This window comes from Natrialba taiwanensis DSM 12281, assembly GCF_000337595.1.
GTDB classification, from domain to species: domain Archaea; phylum Halobacteriota; class Halobacteria; order Halobacteriales; family Natrialbaceae; genus Natrialba; species Natrialba taiwanensis.
The window spans coordinates 49,682-73,341 of sequence record NZ_AOIL01000034.1; the positions used below are offsets into that span (position 1 = coordinate 49,682).

A 23,660-nucleotide genomic window follows, 5' to 3' on the forward strand; every position below is an offset into this window, starting at 1 on the left:
CACTCGCGGAGTACTTGATGAGATGGTACTGCTCGAACGACAGTCAACGGCGGAACAGGAGCGCTGGGAGCCGACGCCCGGCGACGACGCGACGGAACGGATCCACGGAGATGTCTCTGCGGTACAGGGGTGGCGAGCGTGAGAGCGGTGTCGCTCGTCGAGTCGGGGACGTTCGAACTGGACGCCAGGGAGTGCCCCGCGCCCGGCCCATCGGAGGTGCTCGTCGAAATGAGCGATGTTGGCATCTGCGGCTCCGACATCCACTGGTACGAGCACGGCCGGATGGGTGACCGGGCTGTCGAGGAGCCGCTGGTGCTCGGACACGAAAGCGCGGGCACGGTTGTCGAAGTCGGTGCGGACGTCGACGGCCACGCTGTCGGCGACCGGATCGCGATCGAACCCGGCGTTCCGTGCGGCGAGTGCGAGTACTGTTGTCGGGGAACGTACAATCTCTGCCGGGACGTCGAGTTCATGGCGACGCCCGGCACCGACGGCGCGTTCAGGGAGTACGTTGCCTGGCCCGCAGAGTACGCCTATGGCCTCCCGGACGCCGTCTCCACCCGAGAGGGGGCGCTGTGCGAGCCGATCAGCGTCGGTGTCCACGCCGTGCGGCGCGCCGACGTGGGAATTGGTGACTCGGTGCTCGTCATGGGCGCGGGTCCGATCGGGCTGCTCGCCGCAGACGTGGCGCGGGCGGCGGGCGCGGCGGACGTGGCCGTCGTCGACGTGGTCGACTCGAAACTCGACAGGGCCGTCGACCGCGGGGCCGACCTGGCTATCGACGGCCGCGAGGCGGATGTCGCGGCGGCGGTCCGCGAGGCGTTTGGAACGGGCGTCGATGCCGCGATAGAGGCGACCGGGGCCCCGCCAGCGATCGAGTCGGTACTTGACGTTACGCGGCCGGACGGCACCGTCGTCCTGGTCGGCCTCGCACCCGACACCGAGGTGCCGGTGGACACGTTTGAACTGGTTCGGCGGCAGGTCGACGTGCGGGGGAGCTACCGGTTCGCCAACACGTACCCGACGGCGATATCCCTGATAGCGGGCGGTGACGTGGACGCGGCGGAGATCATCGACTTCGACTTGCCGCTCGACCGCGTGAGCGACGCGTTCGAGCGGGCCGCGGAGCCGGTCGTGGTCAAGGGCATGATCTCGATGGATTGAGGCGGACCCCCAGGCTAACATTTATATTTGAATGGATACCTCCATTCAACATGGTCATCGTTGCAGCGATTAGTGGTTCCGATCAGTCGACAGCGATCGCCGCGCAGGCCGATGAACTCGCACGGGCGTTCGACGACGAACTCCACCTCGTCCACGTCATCGAGGAGACCGAGTACACGCGGCTGGTGGAGAAACGATCCAGCGTGCGGGAGACCGGGTCCGAGGGCTCCATCGAGGACGACGCTGCGGCCGCCGCGGCCGAGGGGATAGACGAGGCACTCGACGCGGACTACGAGGTCGTCGGCCGGGTCGGAACTCCGAGAAAGAAGGTCGTCGAGTACGCCGACGAGATTGACGCGCGGTATGTCGTCGTCGGCGGGCGGGCGCGGTCCCCGACCGGGAAGGCGTTGTTCGGCAGCGTCACGCAGTCGATCCTGCTGAACACAGAGCGCCCGGTTGTCACCGTCATGGAGGCAGAGTAGGCGGCCGCGGGTCGACCGTGAAGTCACCACGAACCGCCGGTCCGGTGGGCCGACCCCGGCCGAAACGGACAGGAACAATGCAAGACTTATTTCGATACAATCCATGGAGAAGGTATGAGCACGGGTTCGGTGGAGCAGTTTCAGCAGTCGCTGTCACGCCTGAATACGGCGTCGACCGCCGTTGCACCCGACGAGCTGGTGTCGACGGTGGCCGACCTGGTCGAGCCCCCCGCAGTCGGGGCCGAACTGCCGTTCGACGGCCTCTCGATCGCGGACGCGCCGGTGACGCTCGATCCGTCTCCCTCCCGGCTCAGGGAGGCGGTGACAGGCGTAAGCGGGTCGCGCATGGGCATCGCCTCGCTGGGGACCGTCGCGGTCGAGTCCCGGGCCGAGGGCGACGAGTTCATCGCGCTGTACCCGGAGCGGCACGTAGTCGTCGTCAGGGCGAGCGACCTGCGGACGGATCTGTCGGACGCCTTCGGCTGGCTCCGGGCGGAGTTCGAGGAGGACTGTCAGTCGTTCATCCTCGCGACGGGGCCGAGTTCGACGGGCGACATGGGCGCGCTCGTCCAGGGCGTCCACGGGCCGAAAGAGGTCCACGTCATCATCGTCAGAGACAATGAGTGAATCACAACAACTGGATGCCGACCGCATCCGCACGCTGCTCGAATCGGAAGGCGACGAGATAAAGGAGAACACGCGCCTATTCAACACGGAACGGTACGACGCGGTGAAAGCCGTCGGCGAAGGCGCACACGAGGACAACCGCACCCAGGCGCGAGAGATAAAAGCGGACGCGATCGAGCGCCTCCCCGAACTCATCGACCGGACACGGAAGGCCGTCGAGGCGAACGGAGGGACGGTGTACGTCGCCGACGACGCCGAGGACGCGAACCAGTACCTCGCCGAGGTAGCCGACAATGTCGACGCCGACAGCGTCGTGAAGTCGAAGTCAATGACTACCGAGGAGATGGACCTGAACGAGGCCCTGGAGGCCGACGGACTCGACGTCTGGGAGACGGACCTCGGCGAGTTCGTCATCCAGGTCGCCGAGGAGGCGCCGTCGCACATCGTCGGCCCGTCACTCCACAAGTCCCGCGAGGAGATCACGAAGCTGTTCGAGGAGGAGTTCGACCCGGACGAGTCGCTCGACTCCGCGGAGAAGCTGACGGCGTTTGCACGGGAGTACCTCGGCGAGTGCATCGACGACGCCGAGGTCGGGGTCACGGGCGCGAACTTCGTCCTAGCCGAGAGCGGGTCGATAGCGCTGGTGACCAACGAGGGCAATGCCCGCAAGTGTGCGTCGATCCCCGACACGCACGTCGCCGTCGCCGGGATCGAGAAAATCATCCCATCGATCGCGGAATTGGAGCCGTTCGCGGAGCTCATCTCGCGGTCGGCGACGGGTCAAGACATCCCGCAGTACCTGTCGCTGTTGACACCGCCGGTCGACACGCCTGCGATCGACTTCGACAGCAGGGACGAGTCGTACTTCGGGAACAGCGATGCGGACCGCGACTTCCACCTCGTGCTGCTCGACAACGGGCGGCGGGAGATGCGCGAGGATGACGACCTCCGCGAGACACTGTACTGCATCCGATGTGGGGCCTGTGCGAACTCGTGTGCGAACTTCCAGTCCGTCGGCGGCCACGCCTTCGGCGGGGAGACATACACGGGCGGCATCGCCACCGGCTGGGAGGCTGGGATCGAGGGCAACGACGTTGCGGCGGAGTTCAACGACCTCTGTACTGGCTGCTCCCGCTGCGTGAACGCCTGTCCGGTGAAGATCGATATCCCGTGGATCAACACGGTCGTTCGGGACCGCATCAATCGCGGGAAGGACCCCGGCTTCGACGACATGCTAGTCGACGGCCTCGTGCCGGACAAGGAGGAACCCGGTACGCCGCTCCGCAAGCGCTTCTTCGGGAACTTCGAGACGGTGGCGAGGATAGGTAGCGCGACCGCGCCGCTGTCGAACGCCGTCGCCTCGACGGGGCTCGCGCGAAAGGCGATGGAGTCGGTTCTGGGGATCGACGCCCGGCGCGACCTGCCGGAGTTCCGGCGCACCACGCTCCGCGAGTGGGCGGCGTCGCGCGAGCCCCGCGTCGCCGATCCGGAACGCCGCGTCGCGCTGTATCCGGACGTGTACACGAACTACGTCCGGGCGGAGCGCGGGAAGGCCGCAGTTCGCGTGCTGGAGGCGCTCGACTGCGAGGTCGTCGTCCCAGACGTGGGCGGCTCCGGCCGCGCGCCGCTGTCCCAGGGGATGATTGCCACGGCCGAGAAGAAGGCCAAGACCGTCGCGGAGTCGCTCTTGCCGTACGTCGAGGACGGGTACGACGTGGTCGCCGTCGAGCCCAGCGACCTGGCGATGTTCCGCCGGGAATACGAGAAGCTGCTCCCCGAAGCTGCGTACGAGCGGCTCGACGGGAACAGCTACGAGGTGTTGGAGTACGCTTACGGCCTGCTGGAGAACGGTGCGGACCCCGACGTCCTGCCCGCGGGTGACGGCGACGGCATCGCGTACCACAGCCACTGCCAGCAGCGGACGCTCGGCTTGGAGGGGTACACTGCGGCGGTGCTGGAGCGGCTCGGGTACGACGTGCTCACCTCCAACGTCGAGTGCTGTGGGATGGCTGGGAGCTTCGGTTACAAGAGTGAGTACTACGACCTGAGCATAGATGTCGGAGAGACGCTGGCCGACCAGTTCGAGGGGGCCGCCGACGAGCGGACGGTTGTCGCCAGCGGCACCTCCTGTATGGAGCAGCTCGACTCGCTGCTGTCCCCGGAGACGCACCACCCGGTCGAGCTGCTCGACCCCGAACGCCGGTAGGCACAGCGCACGGGTCACCCCCAGCCGCGGGAAACTGATTTGTACCGGGGAGGCGATGTCCGAACGAGCCATGAGCTGGACGGCGACGGATACGATACGCACTGCCGACACCAACCTCTACCGCGTGCCGAACGAGCAGGCATTGGAGGACGCCACGCAGTCGTTCGACACGCTGGAGGTCATCGCGGTCACCCTGGAATCGGAGGACGGCCACCGCGGCCTCGGATTCACCTACACCATCGGCCGCGGCGGTGCGGCGACGAAGCAGTTCCTCGACGACGAACTCGTCCCGCTACTGGAGGGACAGCCAGTCGCCCCGCGGACCGTGCGCTCGAACCTGCGCGGGGAGACGACGTTCATCGGGCGGGAGGGCATCAGCGAGTTCGCCGTCGCGGCCGTCGATGTCGCCGTCTGGGACCTACTCGGGAAGGTCACGGGGCTCCCGCTATGTGAATTGCTCGGCGGGAGCCGGGAGGCGGTACGGATGTACGAGACGGACGGTGGCTGGCTCCAGTACGACGCCAATACCCTTGTCGAGAACGCGCGGAGGATTGCCGAGGATGGGTTCGCGGGGATGAAAATGAAGGTTGGATCGTCGGTCGACCGCGATGTCGAGCGCGTGCAGGCCGTCCGGGACGCGCTTCCGGCCGACCTGGACCTGATGCTCGACGCCAACTGCTCGTACACGGTGCCCGAGGCGCGGGACCTGACCGGGCGCTTGGACGATGTCGCGATAACCTGGCTGGAGGAACCGCTCCCGAAGGGCGACTACGCGTCGTATGCCGACCTTCGGGAGCGAATCGATGTCCCGATCGCCACCGGCGAGAACTTCTACAACGAGACGCAGTTCCGGCAGGCGATCGCGCAGGACGCGGTGGACTACGTCCAGCCCGACGTCTGCCGCGTGGGCGGGATCACGCCGTGGATGAACGTCGCCGAGCAGGCGGCTGCGACCGGCCTCGCCGTGTCGCCCCACTTCATCGAACCGCTCCACGCTCACCTCGCACGTGCCGTCGACAACGTCCCCTACATCGAGCACCATTCGACCGTGTTGGACGAGCTGCTCGCCGACCCCGTTCCGGTCGAGGACGGCAAGATCCGGCCGCCGGATCGGCCGGGCCACGGGATGGCCTTCGAGGGCGCGAGCGAGTACAGGGTGGATTGATCCACGATGGCAATCGGTCGAATGCCGTGGTAGCGACCATCAAGGCGTACGCGATTACTTCTCATACCCGGGTCTAACGATATTGGACAAGGCGTGGGACGTGTCCACACGGATTGGTCCTCGGGAATTACAACCATATGCTCGTAATCCTGTGGCCGCGTTCAGAGATAGACATAAAGGAACATCTCGCGTTCCGCGATCAACGGTGTTGGACGCCGTTCGGGCGTGTTTCGTTGTTTCCAACTTCGTTGGACACTGTCGAACCGCGTCCCAGAGTGGTGGCGTAACAGTCAGCTGAACGAGAACACCAGCTTGCAGGTCCCGAAGTTCACGAACGCCTTGAGCGACGCCGTCGGGTCGTCGATGTCGAACGAGGCGTCGAGCATCGCCGACGGCTCTATCATCCGTTGCAACCGGCGAGCGATGCGGCCATCAGAACGCTTTTGGCGGTTGGTACTGACCCACACCGTATGCGACGAGTTCGATTCAGCGACCCAGCGGGGAGCGTACGGACCGGCTTCTGGACGGACGACGGAATCGAGTTCGGCGGACGGACGTACGACCCCGCCGAGGTCGACGTGCTACCCCCGGTCAAGCCGAGCAAGATCGTCTGCGTCGGCCTCAACTACGCCGACCACGCCGAGGAGGAGGGGATGGAGCTGCCCGATCGGCCGATGCTGTTCCTGAAGCCGCCGAACACCGTGTCTGGCCACGGCGACACAATCTCGCTCCCGCAGGGCAAGGAGACGGTCGAGTGGGAGGCCGAACTGGGCGTCATCATCGGCGAGCAGTGCCGCAACGTCCCCGAGAGCGAGGCGATGGACATCGTCGAGGGGTTCACCTGCCTCAACGACGTGTCGAATCGCGACGACCAGCGCGTCGAGCAGAACTGGGTCCGCGGGAAGGCGTTCGACAACGCCGCGCCGGTCGGCCCGGTCGTGGCGCCGACGGAGGTGGTGCCCGACGACGCGGGCATCGAACTGCGTGTGAACGGCGAGGTCCGCCAGAACTCCGGTCGCGACCAGTTCATCTTCTCCGTCGAGGAGCTGATCGCCGAGATCACGGCGTACATGACGCTGGAGTCGGGAGATGTAATTTCAACCGGGACGCCCGCGGGCGTCGGCCCGATCTCGGACGGAGACATCGTCGAGGTCGAGGTCGAGGGCGTCGGCGTACTGGAAAACGAGTTCACCCGACAATGATGTACCGAGCCGGTATCATCGGCACCGGCGGGATCGCCGGGATGGGTATCCTCGGGATGCACGACGAGGAGGCCATCGGGCAGGAGAAGATCCGCGCTAGCCACGCGGGTGGCTACGACGAGACGCCGGGCGTCGAACTCATCGCAGTCGCCGACATCGACGAGGAGAGCCTCCACAAATTCGGCGAGGCGTGGGATATCCCGTCTGAGTGCCGCTATGAGGGCCACGATGCGATGCTGGCCGCCGAGGACCTAGACGTTGTGTCGGTATGCACGCCGTCGTTCCTGCACCGCGACCACGTCGTCGACGCCGCCAGATCCGAGACGGACCCGGACGTGATCTGGTGCGAGAAGCCGATTGCCTCCGCCGTCTCCGACGCCGAGGCGATGATTGAGGCCTGTGATGACGCCGATGCGGAGTTCCTCGTGAACCACTCGTTCCGGTTCACCGACAAGCTTCGGCGTCTCCACGAACTGATCCAGGAAAAGGACCTGCTGGGCGACGTCCACTCGGTGTCGAGCCAGTTTCGGATGGAACTGCTCCGGAACTCGACGCACCTGCTCGACACGCTGGTCTACCTGCTGGACGCCCGTGCCGACCGGGTGTCCGGCTATATCTCCGGGGAGAACGAGGCGGTCAACTCACTCGATGCCGACAGGGGCGTCGACGACGCTGCGGGCGGCGGCTATGCCTTCATGGACGACGGCACGTTCACCACGATAGACTGCACCATTCCCCGGGACGACTCCTCGATGATCCTCTCGTTTGTCGGGAGCGAGGGCAAGCTGTACATGAACAATGACGACGGAGAGTGGCGCTACTGGTCGCTGGAGGACGGCGAGCACGTCGAGGAACCGCTGCCCGGTATCGAGGGTGCGTGGACGTGGGAAGACGACTACGAATCGGCGTTTGGCAACGCGGCGAGCCATGTCGTCGAACTTCTCGACGGCGAGGCGACGAACCGGTCGCCGGGTCGGGAGGCCGCTCGGTCGCTGGAGATCATCGCCGGATTCTATATCTCACACTACACCGGCGGGGACGTGTCGATTCCGCTTGACCAGCCACTCCGCGACGTGACGATCACTTCCTGGTGATGGCCGAATCGCCCGGTTCGGCCCGGAACTCGACGTACGAAACCGTGCCGAATCGTGGCCGTTAAACAATCAAATTTCACTCTTAAATGGTGCCGCGGTCGCCCGCTTGTGTGGGCCGATCGGGCCCCTGGTACGATCGGCCGTTTGAACCCCTTGCCTGTGAACCCAAGCGGGAAACATATAGGGAAATCGACTGCTCAGTGAAGCCTGGTTAATCTCCTCAAATGCGGACCAGTCGCTTCTGGCACCGATTTCCCTCCTATAGAACTACCGACTCGGCCAGATCATGGCTTACCGCTTTCGCTATTCTTCAAAATGCAACGTTCTAACCTTGATATTCACTACCTACCTAAATATGGGAAATATATCGAGTAATAGTGAATGGGTTCATAGCTACTTCGTCACACTTCCGAAGTAACTAATCTTCGTTCACTATCGTCTATTCGTTTAGGGATATTAAACTCGTGTCTCAGACACTTATCAGATATCTATCTAGAAATAGCCAGAATATATCTATTTAGCGGAATATTTTACAATTGTACTCCCGTAACAGAACACGATACACGTCGAAATTTGACACTTGCGCCGGACGAATTTCCGCTCATCGTTACCAATATACACCGTCTTTGCGGTGCTGGCGTCTGCAGTCGTAGTGCGACGAAAGGACCTGTTTAGTACTGTAAAACGCTATCTCGGTCGAACGAGTACACCCGGTGGCCGACGGTCGAGTGCCTCGAGCGATATCGAATCACAGGAGCGGACCGAAATCTGATAGACCCATCAGAGCGAAACTGGTTCGCCGGTTTCGATCGCCTCGTTCGCGGCCAAGGTCAACTCGAGAGTTCGTGCGGCGTCGGCGTAGTCGGTCCGGATAGATGACTCGTCTCGCTCGGTGACGGCGTCGACGAACGCATCCACTTCGCGGCGTAGCGACGACGCGGCGTCGTCAGGTACGTAGTGGATCGACTCACTGTCGACCGTTCCGGTGAGCGTCTGGTGAGTGAAATCGATTTCGAGGGCGAATTCCTCGCCGGCCAACTCGAGTTTGCGGCCGACCGATGTCACGCAGTTCGTCGAGACGTAGCTGACGATCCCGTTCTCGTGTTTCATCGTGGTCGAGTTGACGTCCTCGAAGTCAATCGACTCGAGATTCACTCGCGAGCCGCCGACAGCGGCGAGGTGATCGACCTCGCCCCCGAAGTAGCGAACGAGGTCAAAGATATGTGTCGACAGTTGGACCGTGCTCCCGCCGGACTTGGCCTTCTCCCGCCCCCACTCGCGTCCGGGGACCCCGCCCCAATAACGACCCTCGATGAGGCTGACCGTCCGATCACTGATCACCTCCTCGGCGCGATCGACCAACGGCGAGTACCGGGAGAGATAGCCCGACTGGGAGATAACACCGTGCTTCTCGATCGCGGTGCGAATTTCTGCAGCCTTCTCGGTCGTCCGCGCGACCGGTTTTTCGACAAACAAGTCGAGGCCGCGCTTGGCGGCACCGATCGCCTGGTCGGTGTGTGCGAACGACGGGATCGCCAGAACGACGGCGTCGAGCGATTCGTTCCGGTAGAGCCGATTATGATCCGTGTATACCGTCGCGTCACGCGTTTCCGCCGCTTCGCGAGCGGTTTCCTCATCGAGATCGCAGATCGCCACGATACGGACGTCGTCGTGATGGTCGAACTGTTCGAGCAGGCGCTGGCCCATGATGCCGGCGCCGACGCAGGCGAGATCCATACCAGCAGTAACCCGTTCGAATACTAATAAGCGTGCCGCCTGACGGGATTTGCCGATCGGCGGGCTCGAAAGCGGGTTGCGGATCGAAACGGCGGGTGGCGTAGTCGTTCGAGCGCCGGGACTTGCTAGTCCGACGGGGAGATGTGGCCGCGCTTCAGGCCACGGTACGCACCGCGGTACGCCTCCCAGTCATTGGACTCAGTGTTGAAATCGTAGTCTTGGGTGTTGCCGAAGGTTCCGGTCTGCACCTCGACGAGGTTGACTCCGGGCAGATGGAAGTTCCAGTACCACGAGAACGTCTCGGCGATCTCCTGGTTGCGCTGTTCGTCATTGACGCTTCGCCACTCCTGGTCGAGTTCGAAGAGGTTGACCTCCTCGGTCGACCCGGAGAGATCCTCCTGGCCGACCTCCGTCGGCACCTCGACGACGATCTCGCGGCCGTTATACGGCGATTGCGTCTCGCCGGCGTCGAGCGCCTGCTCGATGTCGACAGTTTCGCCGAGCTCGTTGCCCGCCGTGTGATTGTGCCGGAAGTAGTAGAACGGGTGTGCGATCTGTCCGCCGTGATTTTCGATCGTCAGGTCGAAGTCGACGTTGTTCGACTTCCGATCGTTGTACGTCGCCGACTCAAGGACGTTGAGATCGATCTCGAAGCCGAAGTTGATGAGTTGATCGGAGATTGTTCGGGCGAGGTTCGTCCGGAAGTCCGGGAGGACCAGCTGCAGTGAGACGAGGTCGCCGTCCTCGTCGACCCATTCGTCGCCCCTGAGTTCGTATCCGGCTTGTTCCATCAGTGCCGCCGCGCGCTCCTCGTCATCCTGAACTGGATAGTCGATATAGGACTCGACGTAGCTATCGTCGAGCCAGTTCTCGGTTACCGCCGATGGGAGTCCGGTCTGTGCCTCCCGTGGGACGCTCTCGGTATTGTAGTTCGTCGAGATGTGTTCGAGGTTCAGGACGTGCGCGATCGCTCGTCGAACCTCACGTCGGCGGAGGTGTTCAGCTCCTGGCCCCTGCCCAAAGAACTCGAGTTTTCGCATGAACGTATCGTTGTAGACGGTGATGTTGTCCATGGAGTTGGGCGCCGTTCCTTCGCCGACCCACTGCTGGAGCAATCCGAAACCGAAGTCAACGACGCCGCCCTGAATCCGCTGCGCGAGGGCGTCGTCCTGTGCGAGTACGAACTCGAACTCGTCGATTTCGATCTCGTCGGCATAGGGGTGGTCCTCAAACAGTTCGCAGTAGATCCCCTCCGTGTCGTAGTCGACGATCTCGAACGGCCCGTTCCCGAGTCCTTCGTCCATAACCGTCGAGATATGCAGCGGCATCTCCTCAGCCATCTCCTCTTGAATCTCTAGCCGTTCGTCGTGGTCCGCCGCATCCTGGAGTTCTTCTGCCCACGGCTTGAACTTGTCCCGATGGACGCGTTGCATCTCGCCGAGGTAGCCACCCAGCTGGTACTGGACCAACTCGGGGTTCTGGGGTTCCTTGTACACCCGGGTGAGTGTCATCTCGTCCTCGAGAATTAGTTCCTCGATGTCGCTGCCGTCTCCTTGGAAGAGGCGAGCGCACTCCTCGTACCAGTACTTGTCCTCGGCGGTGACCTGGTCGCCGTTCCACCAGTACCAGCCCTCCTCGAACTCTACGGTCACCGCCTGTTCGTCCGGATCGTAATCCCAATCGCTGATCTGCTCGAGCGTCATCGAGCCGTCAGCATAAAATCGCTGAACCGGCTCGAGGAGCATCCACGACTGCGACCACGGGTATCCCGTCGCCCAGGAATTGAAATTAATCTCGTCCGGGATCGTCGGCTGCCACGAAGAGATCCCACCTTCTCCTCTGCCTTCTTTTTCACCACCTATGCAGCCAGCGACCCCCGCCGCGACCATCGCCGAACTCGCGGCGAGCATCTGTCGCCGCGTCAGGAACTCTTCGGCAGAGTCCACGGTTCCGTGTCTGTCACTACTTGGCATACGAAACTACCATTACAAGTCATGGGTTAAATATTTTTCTCGGGTTCGCACGTTTGGACCGACGGTACATTCACTTCGGAGAGACGTGGCCCCGTTTCACGCCGCGGTACGCGCCGCGATAGCAGTTCCAGTCCTTTGTGTCCGTGTGGAACTCGAAGTCTTGGATGTTGCCGAAGGTGCCGCTCTGGACCTCGAAGTGGCCGACTTCGCGGAGGTGGAAGTTCAAGTGTCACGAGAACGTCTCGGCGATCTCCCTGCTTCGCTCCTCGTCGGCGGTGACCCGCCACTCCTGGTCGAGTTCAAAGAGAGTGACTTCCTCGGTCGACTCGGAGAGATTCTCCCGGGCGATCGCTTCGGCAGTTCGACGCGATCTCGCGGCCGTTGATCCGGGTGAGCGTCATCTCTCCCTCGAGAATCAGTCTCTTGACGTCGCTGCCGTCTCCCTAAATGAACCGAGCGTACACCTCGTACCAGTACGTGTCCTCCGCGATGATCTGATCGCCGTTCCACCGTACCAGTCCTCCCCTCGAACTCCACCCTCACGGCCTATTCGTCCGGGCCGTACTCCCAGTGTTTGATCATCTGGTTTTCGATGGAGCCGTCGGCGAAGAACCGCTGGACTGGCTCGAGGAGCAGCCACGTCTGCGACCGCGGGTACCTGACGCCCAGGTGTTGAAGTTCACCTCGTCGCGAGCATTCGGCGACGCGTCAGAAATGCCTCGGCCAAGCCAATACTGTGATGAGTGTCATCACAACCTGTCGGATAAGTATACACGGTATCAGTTACCCATTCGCTCGCTAGTGACAGAATTACGGGTTTCCCGCCGATTCCCAATGCTAGACCGGATAGACGCCGGATCAGTCCCGTCGAAACCACGTCAACAGCACGTAAAACGATCCTGCGGAGACGATCGCCGTGATCCCAAACACGCCGAGTATCCCAGCGATGACACCGTCCTGACTAGTGAACCGGAAGGGGAGCTCGAAAACGGCGCCGATGAGCAGCAGGAGGACGCCGATCGCCACGATCGATAGCAGGAGCGATCCCCGAAGTATCTTGAGAATCCTGTACAGTGGTTCGTCCGTCTGACTCGGGTCACTCTCCGAAGCGGTTGCCATTGTGTCTGCTCTACGTTCTGTAAGATTCGATATAAAACTTTGTACGCCGTTACCGGGTTCGGTCGGCGAGACGAGATCGATCGTCGCAAAGATTAATATGTGTTGTGACAAACCATATCACAGGGAATACCGATGTACCATTCCGCCGAAGAACCGAGAGACGAGAAGCGACCGACGGCCGGTAGCTGAACCATGACGCGAACCGAAACAGAACTCGAGATTACGCGCGACGACAGTAGCTCGCACGACGTCATCCTTGAGGTACGCGACGTGGACGTGACCTTCGACATGGAACGAGGCACCTCCCGCGTCCTCGATGGCGTGAGATTCGATGTCCACCGAGATGAGATGCTCGGCATCGTCGGCGAGAGCGGAAGCGGCAAGTCGATGTTCGCGTCGGCTCTGCTCAACGCTGTCGTTGACCCCGGCCAGACATCCGGCGAGATCATCTACCACCCGCCCGACGGCGAACCCGTCGACGTGCTCTCGCTGAGCGAATTCCAACTCGAACGGTTCCGCTGGGAGGAAATCTCGATGGTGTTCCAGGGAGCGATGAGTTCGTTCAACCCGACAATGAAGATCGGGGAGCACTTCGAGGAGACGATCAGAGCCCATGGGGAGGACATCGAAGAGCGGATGGAGCACGGGTGGCAGTTGCTCGCGGATCTCTATCTTGATCCAGGGCGGGTCTTCGACTCGTACCCGCACGAACTGTCTGGCGGGATGAAACAGCGGACGCTCATCGCACTGAGCCTGATCCTCGAGCCGAAGGTCCTCGTGATGGACGAGCCGACCGCGGCCCTGGACCTGCTTATGCAGCGATCGATCATGAGTCTCCTGGGGAACCTCCAGGAGGAGTACGACCTGACGATCGTCTTCATCACCCATGATCTGCCGCTCGTTGCCGGACTGGCCGATCGGCTCGCCGTCATGTACGCCTTCGAGTTCGTCGAGTACGGTCCGAGCGAGCAAGTCATTCGCGACGCCACGCACCCCTATACGCGGGCGCTGTTAAAGTCGGTGCCGAGCGTGGACGCGTCGTTGGAGGATATGCACCCGATCGAGGGCGAGAGCCCGGACCCGGTCAACGCACCGAGCGGGTGTTCATACCATCCGCGCTGTCCGCTCGCGACCGTGGAGTGCGTGCAGGCGGATCCCGACTACCACGAGGTCTCCGAGGAACGAGGGGCGGCCTGCTTCCACTGGGAACAGTCGGGCGACGAGATCGAGTACGCGCTCGGCGTCGATCCAGATGAATTTCCGGAGTCCACCGCGGCGTTCGAGTCTGAGGAGGAGACCGTTGTCTCGCTGGATGACGTCGACGTTCACTTCGAACAGGCGGGACTTATCGACGAACTGTTCGGCAAGGAGAGCGTGGTCCGCGCGGTCAACGACGTGTCGATCGAGCTGCGGGAAAACGAGGTCGTCGCCCTCGTCGGCGAATCCGGGTGCGGGAAGACGACCCTCGGAAAGACCGTGATCGGACTCCAGGAGCCGACGGACGGCTCGGTTAGCTACCGCGACCAGGACATCTGGGAGGCGAAAGCCGGGGGCGGCGACTACGAGTTCGACGACATCCGTCGCGCCCTCCAGATCGTCCACCAGGACCCGGGAAGTTCGTTGAACTCTTCCCGGACGGTCCGTGCGAGCCTGTCGGCGCCGCTGAAGCGGTGGCGGCCGGACCTTGGCCCGAGCGACCGGGAGACGGTGATCTATAACCTGCTCAAGCGCGTCGGCATGAAGCCGCCTGAGGACTACGCGGCGCGGTTCCCCCACCAGCTCAGCGGCGGAGAGAAACAGCGCGTCGTCCTCGTTCGCGCGCTCCTGATGAGCCCTGACCTCATTCTCGCCGACGAGGCGGTGAGTGCGCTCGATGTCTCCTTGCGGGTCGAGATGATGGACCTGATGCTCGACCTCCAGGAGCTGTTCGACACGTCGTACCTATTCATCTCTCACGACTTCTCGAACGCACGCTATCTCACCGAGAAGTCCGACGGACGGATCGGCATCATGTACCTTGGCAACCTCGTCGAGATCGGGCCGGCACAGGAGATCATCTCTGACCCGAAACACCCCTACACCAAGGTGCTCCGGTGGGCGACGCCACCACTCGATCCGGACGAGGCCAAGGAAGCGAACGCCACCGATCCGCCGATCAGAGAGATCGACATTCCGGACCCGACCGACCCGCCGAGCGGCTGTCCGTTCCAGACGCGGTGTCCTGATGCCCGCGAGGTCTGTACCCGAGAGGTTCCCGAACTGCAATGCACCGAAGGTGCTGCTCGCGTCGCCTGCTTTCGCGAGGACGACGATCACGAGTACTGGGCGAGCGAACCGATCGAAAGCGACACCGTCTCGCTCGAGACGGAGAGCGAAGCCGACTGAACCGACCGAAGGTTTTTGCTACCGTGACGATATCGCAGAGGTAGATGAGCAGAAAATACGACAAGACGTACCTCGATCACCTCTGTGATTACGAGAGCGCGTGGCGGATGCTGTTTACGTTCTCGTCCGGTCTGCTCGGGCTCATGATCATCTGGCTCGTCGTCGCCGACTCGGGCAGTGAGACGTTCGTCGTCGCACTCATGAACGTCGCGGGGCTCTCCGCCCTCACGGCACTGAGCGGCGGGCTCCTGTGGCGGTGTCGGTAGTGTCTTGCGGCCGCGAAAATTCACAGAAGGACAAAATATATCACCACTGCAACGAGATACCATACCATAGTAGATGAGATACTTTGTCAAGCGGGTCGTTCACGCAGCTGTGACGCTCGTCTCTGTGACGACGATCACGTTTGCGCTCTTTCGGCTCATGCCGGGCAATCCCGCCCAAGCGATGCGCGCCCAGTTCGAGGCAGATATGGAAGCGGGTGGCGGGACGGCTGACCCCGAAGTACTCGACGCGATGGTCGAACAGCACATCGGGTTCAATCCGGACCAGCCGTGGTACATCCAGTACGTCGAGTACCTGCGGGATATCATCCTCTACCAGGATTTCGGCCAGTCGTACTTCTACAACGAAGCCGTGTTTGACATCCTGTTCACGGCGATGCCGTGGTCGATCTTCATCAGCGTCTACGGGCTGGCGCTCGGCTACACGACGAACATCCTCCTCGGAGCGGCAATGGCCTACAAGGAAGGCTCACGTTTCGACAACTATGCGACCGTGCTCGCGACGTTCCTGAACTCGGTGCCGTACTACGTCGGCGCGATCCTCTTCCTGGCGTTCTTCGGCTACGAACTCGGGCTCTTCCCGACCGGCGGCCGGTATAACACGGATCTACAGACGGGTCTAAACGTCCGGTTCATGGCGAGTATCTCCTACCACGCCGTCCTGCCGGTGATGTCTAGTTTCATCGTCGGGTTCGGCGGCGGTGCCCTCTCGATGCGAGGGAACTCCATTCGAATCCTGGGAGAGGATTACCTCCGGGTCGCGCGACTTCGTGGGATCAGTTCGACGCGTATTGCGACCCGCTACGTTGCGCGCAACGCGATCCTGCCGCTGTACACCCAGATGATGATCGGCATTGCCACGGTGTTCTCGAGCAGCGTCTTACTCGAGTTCATCTTCACGTATCCCGGTGTCGGCTGGTACACCTACGACGCGGTCATGCGTCGGGACTATCCACTGTTGATGGGGTCGTTCCTCTTCTTCACGATCGTCACGCTCATCGGCATCCTCATCGCCGAGTTCACGTACGGACTCGTCGACCCACGGATCGGTTCAGGTGATCACAGTGAGTCATACTAACGAATCAGGTTTCGAAACGGACGAACAGCTCACGGATGAACAACTGTTCGGCCACCTTGCCGAGGATGACACCGTTTCCCTCTCGAGACGGGAACGATTCGAGCGGATCCTGGATGCGTACTTCCTCGCGCCGGGACGGGTCGCCTGGGACGACTGGCGAACGCGAATCGGAATCCTGGTCGTCACCCTGTTCGTCTTCTTCGGGACGATTGGGCCGCGACTGGTCACGCCGCCGGCAACGAACCAGGCACCGAACAACCTCCAGCCGTTCGACGGTGGCGTCGCCGCCCTCTGGGAGGAGGGTGGCTGGATCGATATCGGCGTCGACCACCAGCTGTCCATGGGGCCGATCTCCGTCCCGGGGATCGACATCCGGTATCCGCTCGGCGCCGACAACTACGGGACGCCGATCGGACGCAACCTTATCCACGCGACGCCGGACATGCTAGAGATGGTGGTCGCCGGCGCGATCGTCTCTGTCGGTCTCGCCGCGATCTTTGGGATCACGGCCGGCTACAAGGGCGGAAAGACGGACGAGTTCCTCATGTACATCACGGACATCGTCATGACGATGCCCGGCCTGCCGCTGCTCATCGTGATCGTAGCGATCTGGTCTCCTCGCCAGGCGTGGCTCATCGGGGTCGTGCTGGCGATCGACGCCTGGCCGGGGCTCGCGCGGGCACTTCGCTCCCAGGTTCTGACCCTCCGTGAGGAGTCGTACGTCGAGGCCTCCCGGACGATGGGCCTGCCCTCGCGGACGATCCTTGCCAGGGACATCTCGCCACAGTTGATGCCGTACATCCTCATCAACTTCGCCAACGCGGGCCGCCAGGTCGTGTTCGGCTCCGTCGCGCTGTACTTCCTCGGTGTCCTCCCGCTTACGACCGCGAACTGGGGAATCATGATGGACACCGCGTACTCCGAGGCCCACGCGCTGGTCAACCTGAGTAACTTCTACCAGATCTTCTGGCCGATGGCCGCGGTCGTTGTTCTCTCGTTTGGGCTGATCCTCTTCGCACAGGGTATGGACCGCGTGTTCAACCCGCGCATCAGGGCCCGACACGCGAAGAAGGTCGGCAGCGACGAAGAGCAGATCAACTGATCAGTCCGTTTCCCCGTTCATCGTAGAATTCCGAGCCGTTCAAGCGAGTTCGCTTCGCCTACGAGAGCGTCGCCCGAATGCGATCGACCACGTAGTCGGCCTCCTCGTCGGTGAGACACATCGGGTTGACCGTGAACTCCTCGGCGTCCAATCGATCGGCGCCGACGAACACGCGCGGGGTCTCTCGCCGGAGCGATTCGACGAGTCTCGTCGCGTCGGTCGCCGCGCGGTCCGAGTCGACGGTCGCAACCACCTGGGCGACGGCATCGGTCTTGTCCCCGCCCTCGAGTTGCGTCTCGAGTCCCGTGATATCGGCAAGTCCCGCTGCGAGATGTTCCGCCCGCTCGTTCCATTTTCGGAGGCAGTCCCCGTGGTCCTCCTTGAGGAACAACTCGAGCGCGCGGATCAGGCCGACGATTTCCTCCTTGCCGACTTTCATCGAACGACCGATTCCCTGGCGTGGCACGCCCGGTAGCTCGTCAGTGGTAATAAGATCGGCTGGCGGATCGTACACTGCGTCGGCCGCGTGCATGTCGAGGTGCTGGCAGGCGACTGATCGGATCAACTCTTCGTCGCCGGCGAGGATGCCCGTTGACTGGGGGCCACGAATCGCCTTCCCACCGCTGAACGCGACGAGATCAGCGCCCTGCTCGACGAATCGCGAGAGGTTCTCGGCCGGCGGGAGCTCCGCCGCCGCGTCGACGATGACCGGCACGTCGTGGTCGTGGGCAATCTCGCAGACCGTCTCGAGCGGTGGCTGCGTGTAGGGTTTCTCCATGTAAGCGATGGCGGCGGTGTCGTTCGTGATGGCTGCCTCGATCTCCCAGGGCTCGACGTTCTCCGAACCGGTGCCGAGGTGGTGGTCGTTCGTCCCGATGTCGACAATCGTCGCTCCGGGCAGGCGAAGGGCGTGATCGTAGCCGTTCCGGTGGGTCCGCGGCATGACGATCTCGTCCGCCACACCCTCGGTGTCGGGGAGTCGAGCCATCACCTCGAGATCGTCTCCGGAAAGACACGCCGCGGCGGCCATCGACAGCGCGGCGCTCGCACCGCTAGTGACGTAGCCGGCGTCAGCGCTGGTCGCCTCGGCGACGAGTTCCGAGGCGCGCTGTTGCAGGTCCGAGATGCGGACGAACGAACGGGAGGCGTCGCGCATCGCGTCCGCCGCCTCCTCGCGCATCAGCGACCCGCTGATGCGGGTCTTCGTCCCGGTCGCGTTGATGACGGTCGGGACCTCGAGATCGTCGTAGATTGTCGCCTTGTCAGGCACTCTGAATCACCGACTGCGATCGAACTGACATACTTACTCGGTTCGAAAACGGACCGGAAAAACCTTCCGCCGTCGGGTGTGGGTTCAATTCCCGATGGAGATCGGTTCGTGAAGCGACCCAGTTGTCCGTAAATCTCACTCAGAACTTATATAACCGAAGCTTATTTTATTGGTTACGGTGATATGTTCATTGATGACACGAGACATACGTGACCAGGTCGATAGCCCCTGGTCTCGAGAGCGATTGTGTTCGGTAGCCAATAGCGGGGATGCGTTTGATCTGTCGCGACGATCGATACTTGCGACAACGGGTGCCGGAGCGCTTGGCGGACTCGTCTCGATCGGCGACACCACCGCGGCGGCCGAGAACGACGAGCGGTATCACCTGAAGACTCGGCCAACGATGTGGACCGAGGAGATGCGGACGAACGCGCGGACGAATATCGATCGGTACGACTGGGCCGAGAGCCAGCGCGACAGCGCGCTCAGCGAGGCCGACACGCGCCTCGCACAGTATGGGCCGGACCTCGAGAGCCTCTGGAGGCTGGTCACGTCCCAGAAGATCCCTCGTGGCGGCGGCGAGACGTTCGAGCGCCGCATCCTTGGCGGTCACAGCCAGCCCGGAACGGACCGTCTCTGGAAGATCGAGACGACGGTTGAGAACCCCCACGGAGAGGGGAACCTGATCGTGCCGACGAACGACTTCGGGGCCTACCGGAAGAGCGGACTGGACGACCGCGGCATGTTCGATCCTGAGCTGGCCGACGATTCCCTGTTGGTCAACGAGGAACACCCCGAGATGGGCGAGGGCTGGGGCGTCGACGACGGCTGGGGCTGGCACGACGAGGACGACGACCTCGGCGGTGGCGCGGGGAACCGCTGGAACTTCGTCGCGTACTACAACCACTGGTTCACGTGGCGACCCGGCGGGATCAGACGACTCGTCAACGCCCTCGTCGACGCGTACCTGCTCACCGAGGAGTCGGAATACGCGATCGCCGGCCTGGTCGTCCTCGACCGAATCGCCGACGTCTACCCCGAGATGACAATCTGGGACTACCAGCGCGGAGAACACGGCTTCTGGAACAATTCCGGCGGCCGCCAGACCGGTCGTATCATCGGCTCCCACTGGGAAGGCAATCTCGCCCGCAATCTGCTGGTCGCCTACGACGCGTTCTTCCCCGCACTTGATGATGCCGAGGCCGCGGACGCAGTGGTTGACTTTCTCGAGACCAAAACCGACGAGTACCCCGACCTGCCAGAGAAGGACTCGGTCGCGAAGATTCGCGAGAACATCGAGGAGAACTACCTCCAAGAGATGCTTCCGGCTGCGAAGGAATCGGACATGGCGCCGGGGCGAGGACAGCTGTCGGCGGTTACGATCTCCGCGCGCGTCCAGGATGACACCCGCGAGGACGGCTACACGCGAGAGGCGCTCGAGTGGGTGTTCCAGCCCGGCGACGAGTATTTCGACGGCGATCAGTGGAACGAAGAGCCCGAGAACTGGTATACGACCGGCGGGAACGTGCTCGCACCGATCGTCGACGAGTGCGATCGCGACGGCTACTGGCACGAGGGATCGCTGGGGTACAACCGGATCCGGATGTCGTCGATCCAGCAGGTGGCCGAGAACCTGGAGGGATACGACGGGTTCGATGGCACCGACCTCTACCAGCACCCGAAGTTCCAGAACGCACTCAAGATCAATGCCGACCTGCTCCTGCTCGATGAGTTCTCGCCCGCACTCGGCGATACCCACCACCCCTCGAGAACCGAGTGGAGCCAGAGCGCGGTGTCCGAAGGGTACGAGGCGACGGAACGGCCGATCTTTGCCAAGCTCTGGCACTACTCGAACGGCTACTCGACGGCTGGCATCCGGGGTTCGATCTACGAAGCCGAACCCGAGGGACTTGCCGACGATATCCAAGCGGTCATCGACGCGGAAGGACCGCTCGACCTGTCTAGTCAGAACCTCGCCGGGTTCGGCTTCGCCGCGCTTCGCGACGGCACAAATCACGAGATCGGGTCTCTCGGCGAAACTCACGACACCTCTGCGCTGTTCGCCGAGGCCTCCGCACCCGTCGACGACAGCTTCGAGGAAGCCATCCAGTTCGAGGCGACCAAGGCCGGCGAGTGGTGGTCATTCGAGTTCGCCGTCGACGAGGCAGCGGAGTATGAACTCGAGATCGAGACGCTGTTCGTCGATACGTATGGGATCTACGAGCTGTACGTCAACGATGAGTACGTCGCCACGGTCGACTTCATGGCCGACGGGACCGGGCAGGAGACGCTCGCGTACCCGCTCGACCTCCAGGCGGGCACCAACGAGATGCGCTGGGAGTGTATCGGCCGTAACGAGGACGCGAACGGGTACAGCATGGCGCTATACTACCTGACGGTGCTCGACGAGGGCGACCGGGAACAGCGGGACGCTGCTGACGAGATGGGGAACACCAAGCGCGCCGTCTGGATGTACTACGGTCGTAACGGGAACGGGGCCGGCGGGACGACCCACGCCCACCGGGACGCGTTACAGATCGGCGTCGCGGCCAACGAGATGGAGCTCTCGCGCGACCTCGGCTACCCAGAGGCGACCGGCGACCATCCGCCGCGGCTGTTCTTCACGGACAATACGATCAGCCACAACACGGTTGTGGTCGACGAGCGCGGACAGGACCACCACTGGGTCGGCGTCCCGCGCCACTTCGACGGGAACGACGAGCGGGTGAGCCTGGTCGACGTCGAAGCACCCCACGTCTACGAGGAAACCGACGAATACCGGCGGACGATCGCCACGATCACGGTTGACGAGGAGCACTCCTACGCGATCGACTTCTTCCGCGTCGACGGCGGCGACGATCACCGCTTCAGTTTCCACGCGACGGAGGCGGATGTCTCCACCGAGGGACTCGAGCTCGACGCCCAGAACGGCGGAACGCTGGCTGGCCCGGATGTCCTGTACGCCGACGACGACTATAACCAGGCTCGCTCGCCGAACTCGGCGGGCTCTGGCTTCAACTACTTCGATACCGTCGAGCGCGACGCTGAGCCCGACCGGCAGGTTGTCGTCGACTGGGATGTCGCAGATCACTTTAACCGCCGTAACGACGACGCCGAGGATGTCCACCTGCGTCTGACATCGTTCGGCGAGTTCGACGACGTTGCCCTCGCTGACGGCTACCCGCCGCACAGTCCGGAAAGTACCGCCCCGGAAGACAGTCTGCGCTACGCGTTCCTCAGCCGGCACGGTACGGACCTCGAGACGACGTTCACATCCGTACTCGAGCACTACGAAGGCGACCGCGTCGTCGAATCGATCGAGGACGTTCCGGTCACCGGCGATAAGAGTCGCGCCCTCAAACTCGAACTCGCGACCGGACGCACCGACTACGTCGTCTGTACGGACGGGCAACCGAACCCGGTCACCGTCGACGACACGTTCAGGTTCCAGGGCTTCTTCGGCGTCTACTCGCTCGAGGACGGCCAACCCGAGTACGCGTACGTCCACGACGGGACGCTGCTCGCCCCCGTCGGCGGCGAGCCGCTCGTGCAGGAATCGACCGGACAGGTGCGAGGATTCATCGAGGACTTCACGCGCGGCATGTGCCTCGAAAACGAACTCGACCTCCGAATTGCCAACGACCGAGACGAACTCGATCGGCACGCGGGGTTCGTCTACGTCGACAACGACGATTCGAACCAGTGGCGTGGACCGCCAACCTCGGAGATTCCCATCCTCGAGGGACCGCGCGCTCCCGACAACGGTGCGTACCCGATCGAGGACCTGGAGACCGGTAACGGGAACACGGTGACCGTCGATGTCGGCGAGCGGACACTCGTCCGGCAGTTCGAGGATCCGGACCAGCTCGAGGACGGCGGTTACGAGCACATCATCACGGAGAACGACGACATCAGAATCCCGCTGACATCGACCTGGTCGCGGGAGTAACCCTCATCCCACCTCCCTGGCCGTTCCGAGACGCACTTTTTCGACTCGAGAACGGCTTCCTACGACATCCGACGGAGGTACTCGAGGTCGGTCTCGATCGCCCGGCGGTAGGGGCGATCGTCGGCGACGAACTCGACGTTTACGAAGCCGGAGAAGCTGGCGTCCTCGAAGATTCCGAGCAGTTCCTCGAGATCGAAGAAAGCGTCTTCGAGCGGGCAACGGTCGCGGGAGCCCCGTTCCGGAACCGCCTGGACGTGTACGTTATTCGAGAGCGGCGCGAGGTTGCGGGCCGTCTCGACCAGCGCGTCGGGCTCCATCGAGAACGTGGGCTGCCAATTGAGCCAGCAGTTCTCGCGGTCGACCGCCTCGAGAAGCCGTCGCGCGCCCTCGCTGTCGTTCGTGAGCGTGTTCGCGTGCTTCTCGACTGTGACGCCGATCCCCCGATCGGCCGCAAGGCGACTCGTTCGCTCAAGATCCGCAACCGCCTGCTCCCAGTGTGCCTCGTCGTGGTTACCGTACTCCTGGCTGCCGGCCCAGACGCGGATCAGATCCGCGTCCAGTCGGCGCGCGATCTCGAGTTCGCGCTCGACCGTCTCGCCGAAGTCGGATGAGCCGACGCGCAGGTACGAACTGTAGACAGGGATCTCGACGTCCGCTTCGCGGGCGGTCTCGTGGACTGACCGACACGTCTCCGGATCGCCATTGCCGACATGGTCTTTGCCCCACACTTCGACGCCGTCGTAGCCCGTCTCGCCGGCCTCGCGAATTACGGCATCGACGCTCGCATCCCGGTTCGAGATCGTACAGAGTCCGATCTGCATGA

At 62.8% G+C, this 23,660-nt stretch carries 19 protein-coding genes; 13 read left to right on the plus strand and 6 right to left on the minus strand.

The genetic code is table 11. From position 1 onward, the window contains the following. Window positions 1-138 precede the first annotated feature (138 nt). From C484_RS09775 to C484_RS09805, 7 genes are all read left to right on the plus strand, one after another. A complete protein-coding gene (locus C484_RS09775; RefSeq protein WP_049915274.1) occupies window positions 139-1,164 on the plus strand; it encodes an NAD(P)-dependent alcohol dehydrogenase in 1,026 nt (341 codons plus the stop codon). 50 nt (window positions 1,165-1,214) lie between these two features. Further along, the gene (locus C484_RS09780) at window positions 1,215-1,646 is read left to right on the plus strand and encodes a universal stress protein (RefSeq protein WP_006825774.1); all 432 of its coding nucleotides are present in this window, start codon (window positions 1,215-1,217) and stop codon (window positions 1,644-1,646) included. A 114-nt stretch (window positions 1,647-1,760) separates the two neighbouring features. Next, entirely contained in the window at window positions 1,761-2,273 is a 513-nt protein-coding gene (locus tag C484_RS09785) for an LUD domain-containing protein (RefSeq protein ID WP_006825775.1), read from the plus strand. Further along, window positions 2,266-4,479 (plus strand): LUD domain-containing protein, encoded by a 2,214-nt coding sequence (locus C484_RS09790; protein WP_006825776.1) that lies wholly within the window; start codon window positions 2,266-2,268, stop codon window positions 4,477-4,479. The genes C484_RS09785 and C484_RS09790 overlap by 8 nt, the downstream gene beginning before the upstream one ends. Window positions 4,480-4,549: 70 nt before the next feature. Continuing rightward, the gene (locus C484_RS09795) at window positions 4,550-5,644 is read left to right on the plus strand and encodes a mandelate racemase/muconate lactonizing enzyme family protein (RefSeq protein WP_006825777.1); all 1,095 of its coding nucleotides are present in this window, start codon (window positions 4,550-4,552) and stop codon (window positions 5,642-5,644) included. Between the two features lie 470 nt (window positions 5,645-6,114). Further along, complete coding sequence (locus tag C484_RS09800) at window positions 6,115-6,846, plus strand: fumarylacetoacetate hydrolase family protein (protein ID WP_006825778.1); 732 nt, start codon at window positions 6,115-6,117, stop codon at window positions 6,844-6,846. Then, window positions 6,843-7,940 (plus strand): Gfo/Idh/MocA family protein, encoded by a 1,098-nt coding sequence (locus C484_RS09805; protein ID WP_006825779.1) that lies wholly within the window; start codon window positions 6,843-6,845, stop codon window positions 7,938-7,940. Before C484_RS09800 ends, C484_RS09805 begins: the two co-directional genes overlap by 4 nt. A gap of 780 nt (window positions 7,941-8,720) precedes the next feature. Here the strand turns inward: C484_RS09805 and C484_RS09810 are convergent. The 3 genes from C484_RS09810 to C484_RS23405 all read right to left on the minus strand — a co-directional run bounded on the left by C484_RS09810 (window position 8,721) and on the right by C484_RS23405 (window position 11,876). Further along, window positions 8,721-9,677: a Gfo/Idh/MocA family protein gene (locus C484_RS09810; protein ID WP_006825780.1), complete on the minus strand. Its 957-nt coding sequence runs from the start codon at window positions 9,675-9,677 to the stop codon at window positions 8,721-8,723. A gap of 125 nt (window positions 9,678-9,802) precedes the next feature. Next, a complete protein-coding gene (locus C484_RS09815; RefSeq protein ID WP_239640959.1) occupies window positions 9,803-11,650 on the minus strand; it encodes an ABC transporter substrate-binding protein in 1,848 nt (615 codons plus the stop codon). 70 nt (window positions 11,651-11,720) lie between these two features. Then, window positions 11,721-11,876, minus strand: a complete 156-nt coding sequence (locus C484_RS23405) for a hypothetical protein (protein WP_160164232.1) — start codon at window positions 11,874-11,876, stop codon at window positions 11,721-11,723. Here C484_RS23405 and C484_RS23410 point away from each other — a divergent pair, their 5' ends adjacent. After that, window positions 11,877-12,035: a hypothetical protein gene (locus C484_RS23410; protein ID WP_160164233.1), complete on the plus strand. Its 159-nt coding sequence runs from the start codon at window positions 11,877-11,879 to the stop codon at window positions 12,033-12,035. Between the two features lie 473 nt (window positions 12,036-12,508). Here the strand turns inward: C484_RS23410 and C484_RS09820 are convergent, their stop codons facing one another. After that, entirely contained in the window at window positions 12,509-12,769 is a 261-nt protein-coding gene (locus tag C484_RS09820) for a hypothetical protein (RefSeq protein ID WP_006667656.1), read from the minus strand. 192 nt (window positions 12,770-12,961) lie between these two features. Between C484_RS09820 and C484_RS09825 the strand changes: the two genes are divergently transcribed. The 4 genes from C484_RS09825 to C484_RS09840 all read left to right on the plus strand — a co-directional run bounded on the left by C484_RS09825 (window position 12,962) and on the right by C484_RS09840 (window position 17,618). After that, a complete protein-coding gene (locus tag C484_RS09825) occupies window positions 12,962-15,154 on the plus strand; it encodes an ABC transporter ATP-binding protein (protein ID WP_006825782.1) in 2,193 nt (730 codons plus the stop codon). Between the two features lie 44 nt (window positions 15,155-15,198). Beyond that, window positions 15,199-15,420, plus strand: a complete 222-nt coding sequence (locus tag C484_RS09830; protein WP_006825783.1) for a hypothetical protein — start codon at window positions 15,199-15,201, stop codon at window positions 15,418-15,420. Window positions 15,421-15,493: 73 nt separating this feature from the next. Beyond that, a complete protein-coding gene (locus tag C484_RS09835) occupies window positions 15,494-16,516 on the plus strand; it encodes an ABC transporter permease (protein ID WP_006825784.1) in 1,023 nt (340 codons plus the stop codon). Further along, window positions 16,503-17,618, plus strand: a complete 1,116-nt coding sequence (locus C484_RS09840; protein ID WP_006825785.1) for an ABC transporter permease — start codon at window positions 16,503-16,505, stop codon at window positions 17,616-17,618. The genes C484_RS09835 and C484_RS09840 overlap by 14 nt, the downstream gene beginning before the upstream one ends. A gap of 58 nt (window positions 17,619-17,676) precedes the next feature. Here the strand turns inward: C484_RS09840 and C484_RS09845 are convergent, their stop codons facing one another. Continuing rightward, on the minus strand, window positions 17,677-18,888 hold the full coding sequence (locus tag C484_RS09845) for an aminotransferase class V-fold PLP-dependent enzyme (protein ID WP_006825786.1): 1,212 nt from the start codon (window positions 18,886-18,888) through the stop codon (window positions 17,677-17,679). Between the two features lie 193 nt (window positions 18,889-19,081). Between C484_RS09845 and C484_RS09850 the strand changes: the two genes are divergently transcribed. Then, window positions 19,082-22,837 (plus strand): heparinase II/III family protein, encoded by a 3,756-nt coding sequence (locus tag C484_RS09850; RefSeq protein WP_239640961.1) that lies wholly within the window; start codon window positions 19,082-19,084, stop codon window positions 22,835-22,837. Between the two features lie 59 nt (window positions 22,838-22,896). Here the strand turns inward: C484_RS09850 and C484_RS09855 are convergent, their stop codons facing one another. Further along, a complete protein-coding gene (locus C484_RS09855) occupies window positions 22,897-23,658 on the minus strand; it encodes a sugar phosphate isomerase/epimerase family protein (protein ID WP_006825788.1) in 762 nt (253 codons plus the stop codon). Window positions 23,659-23,660: the final 2 nt, after the last annotated feature.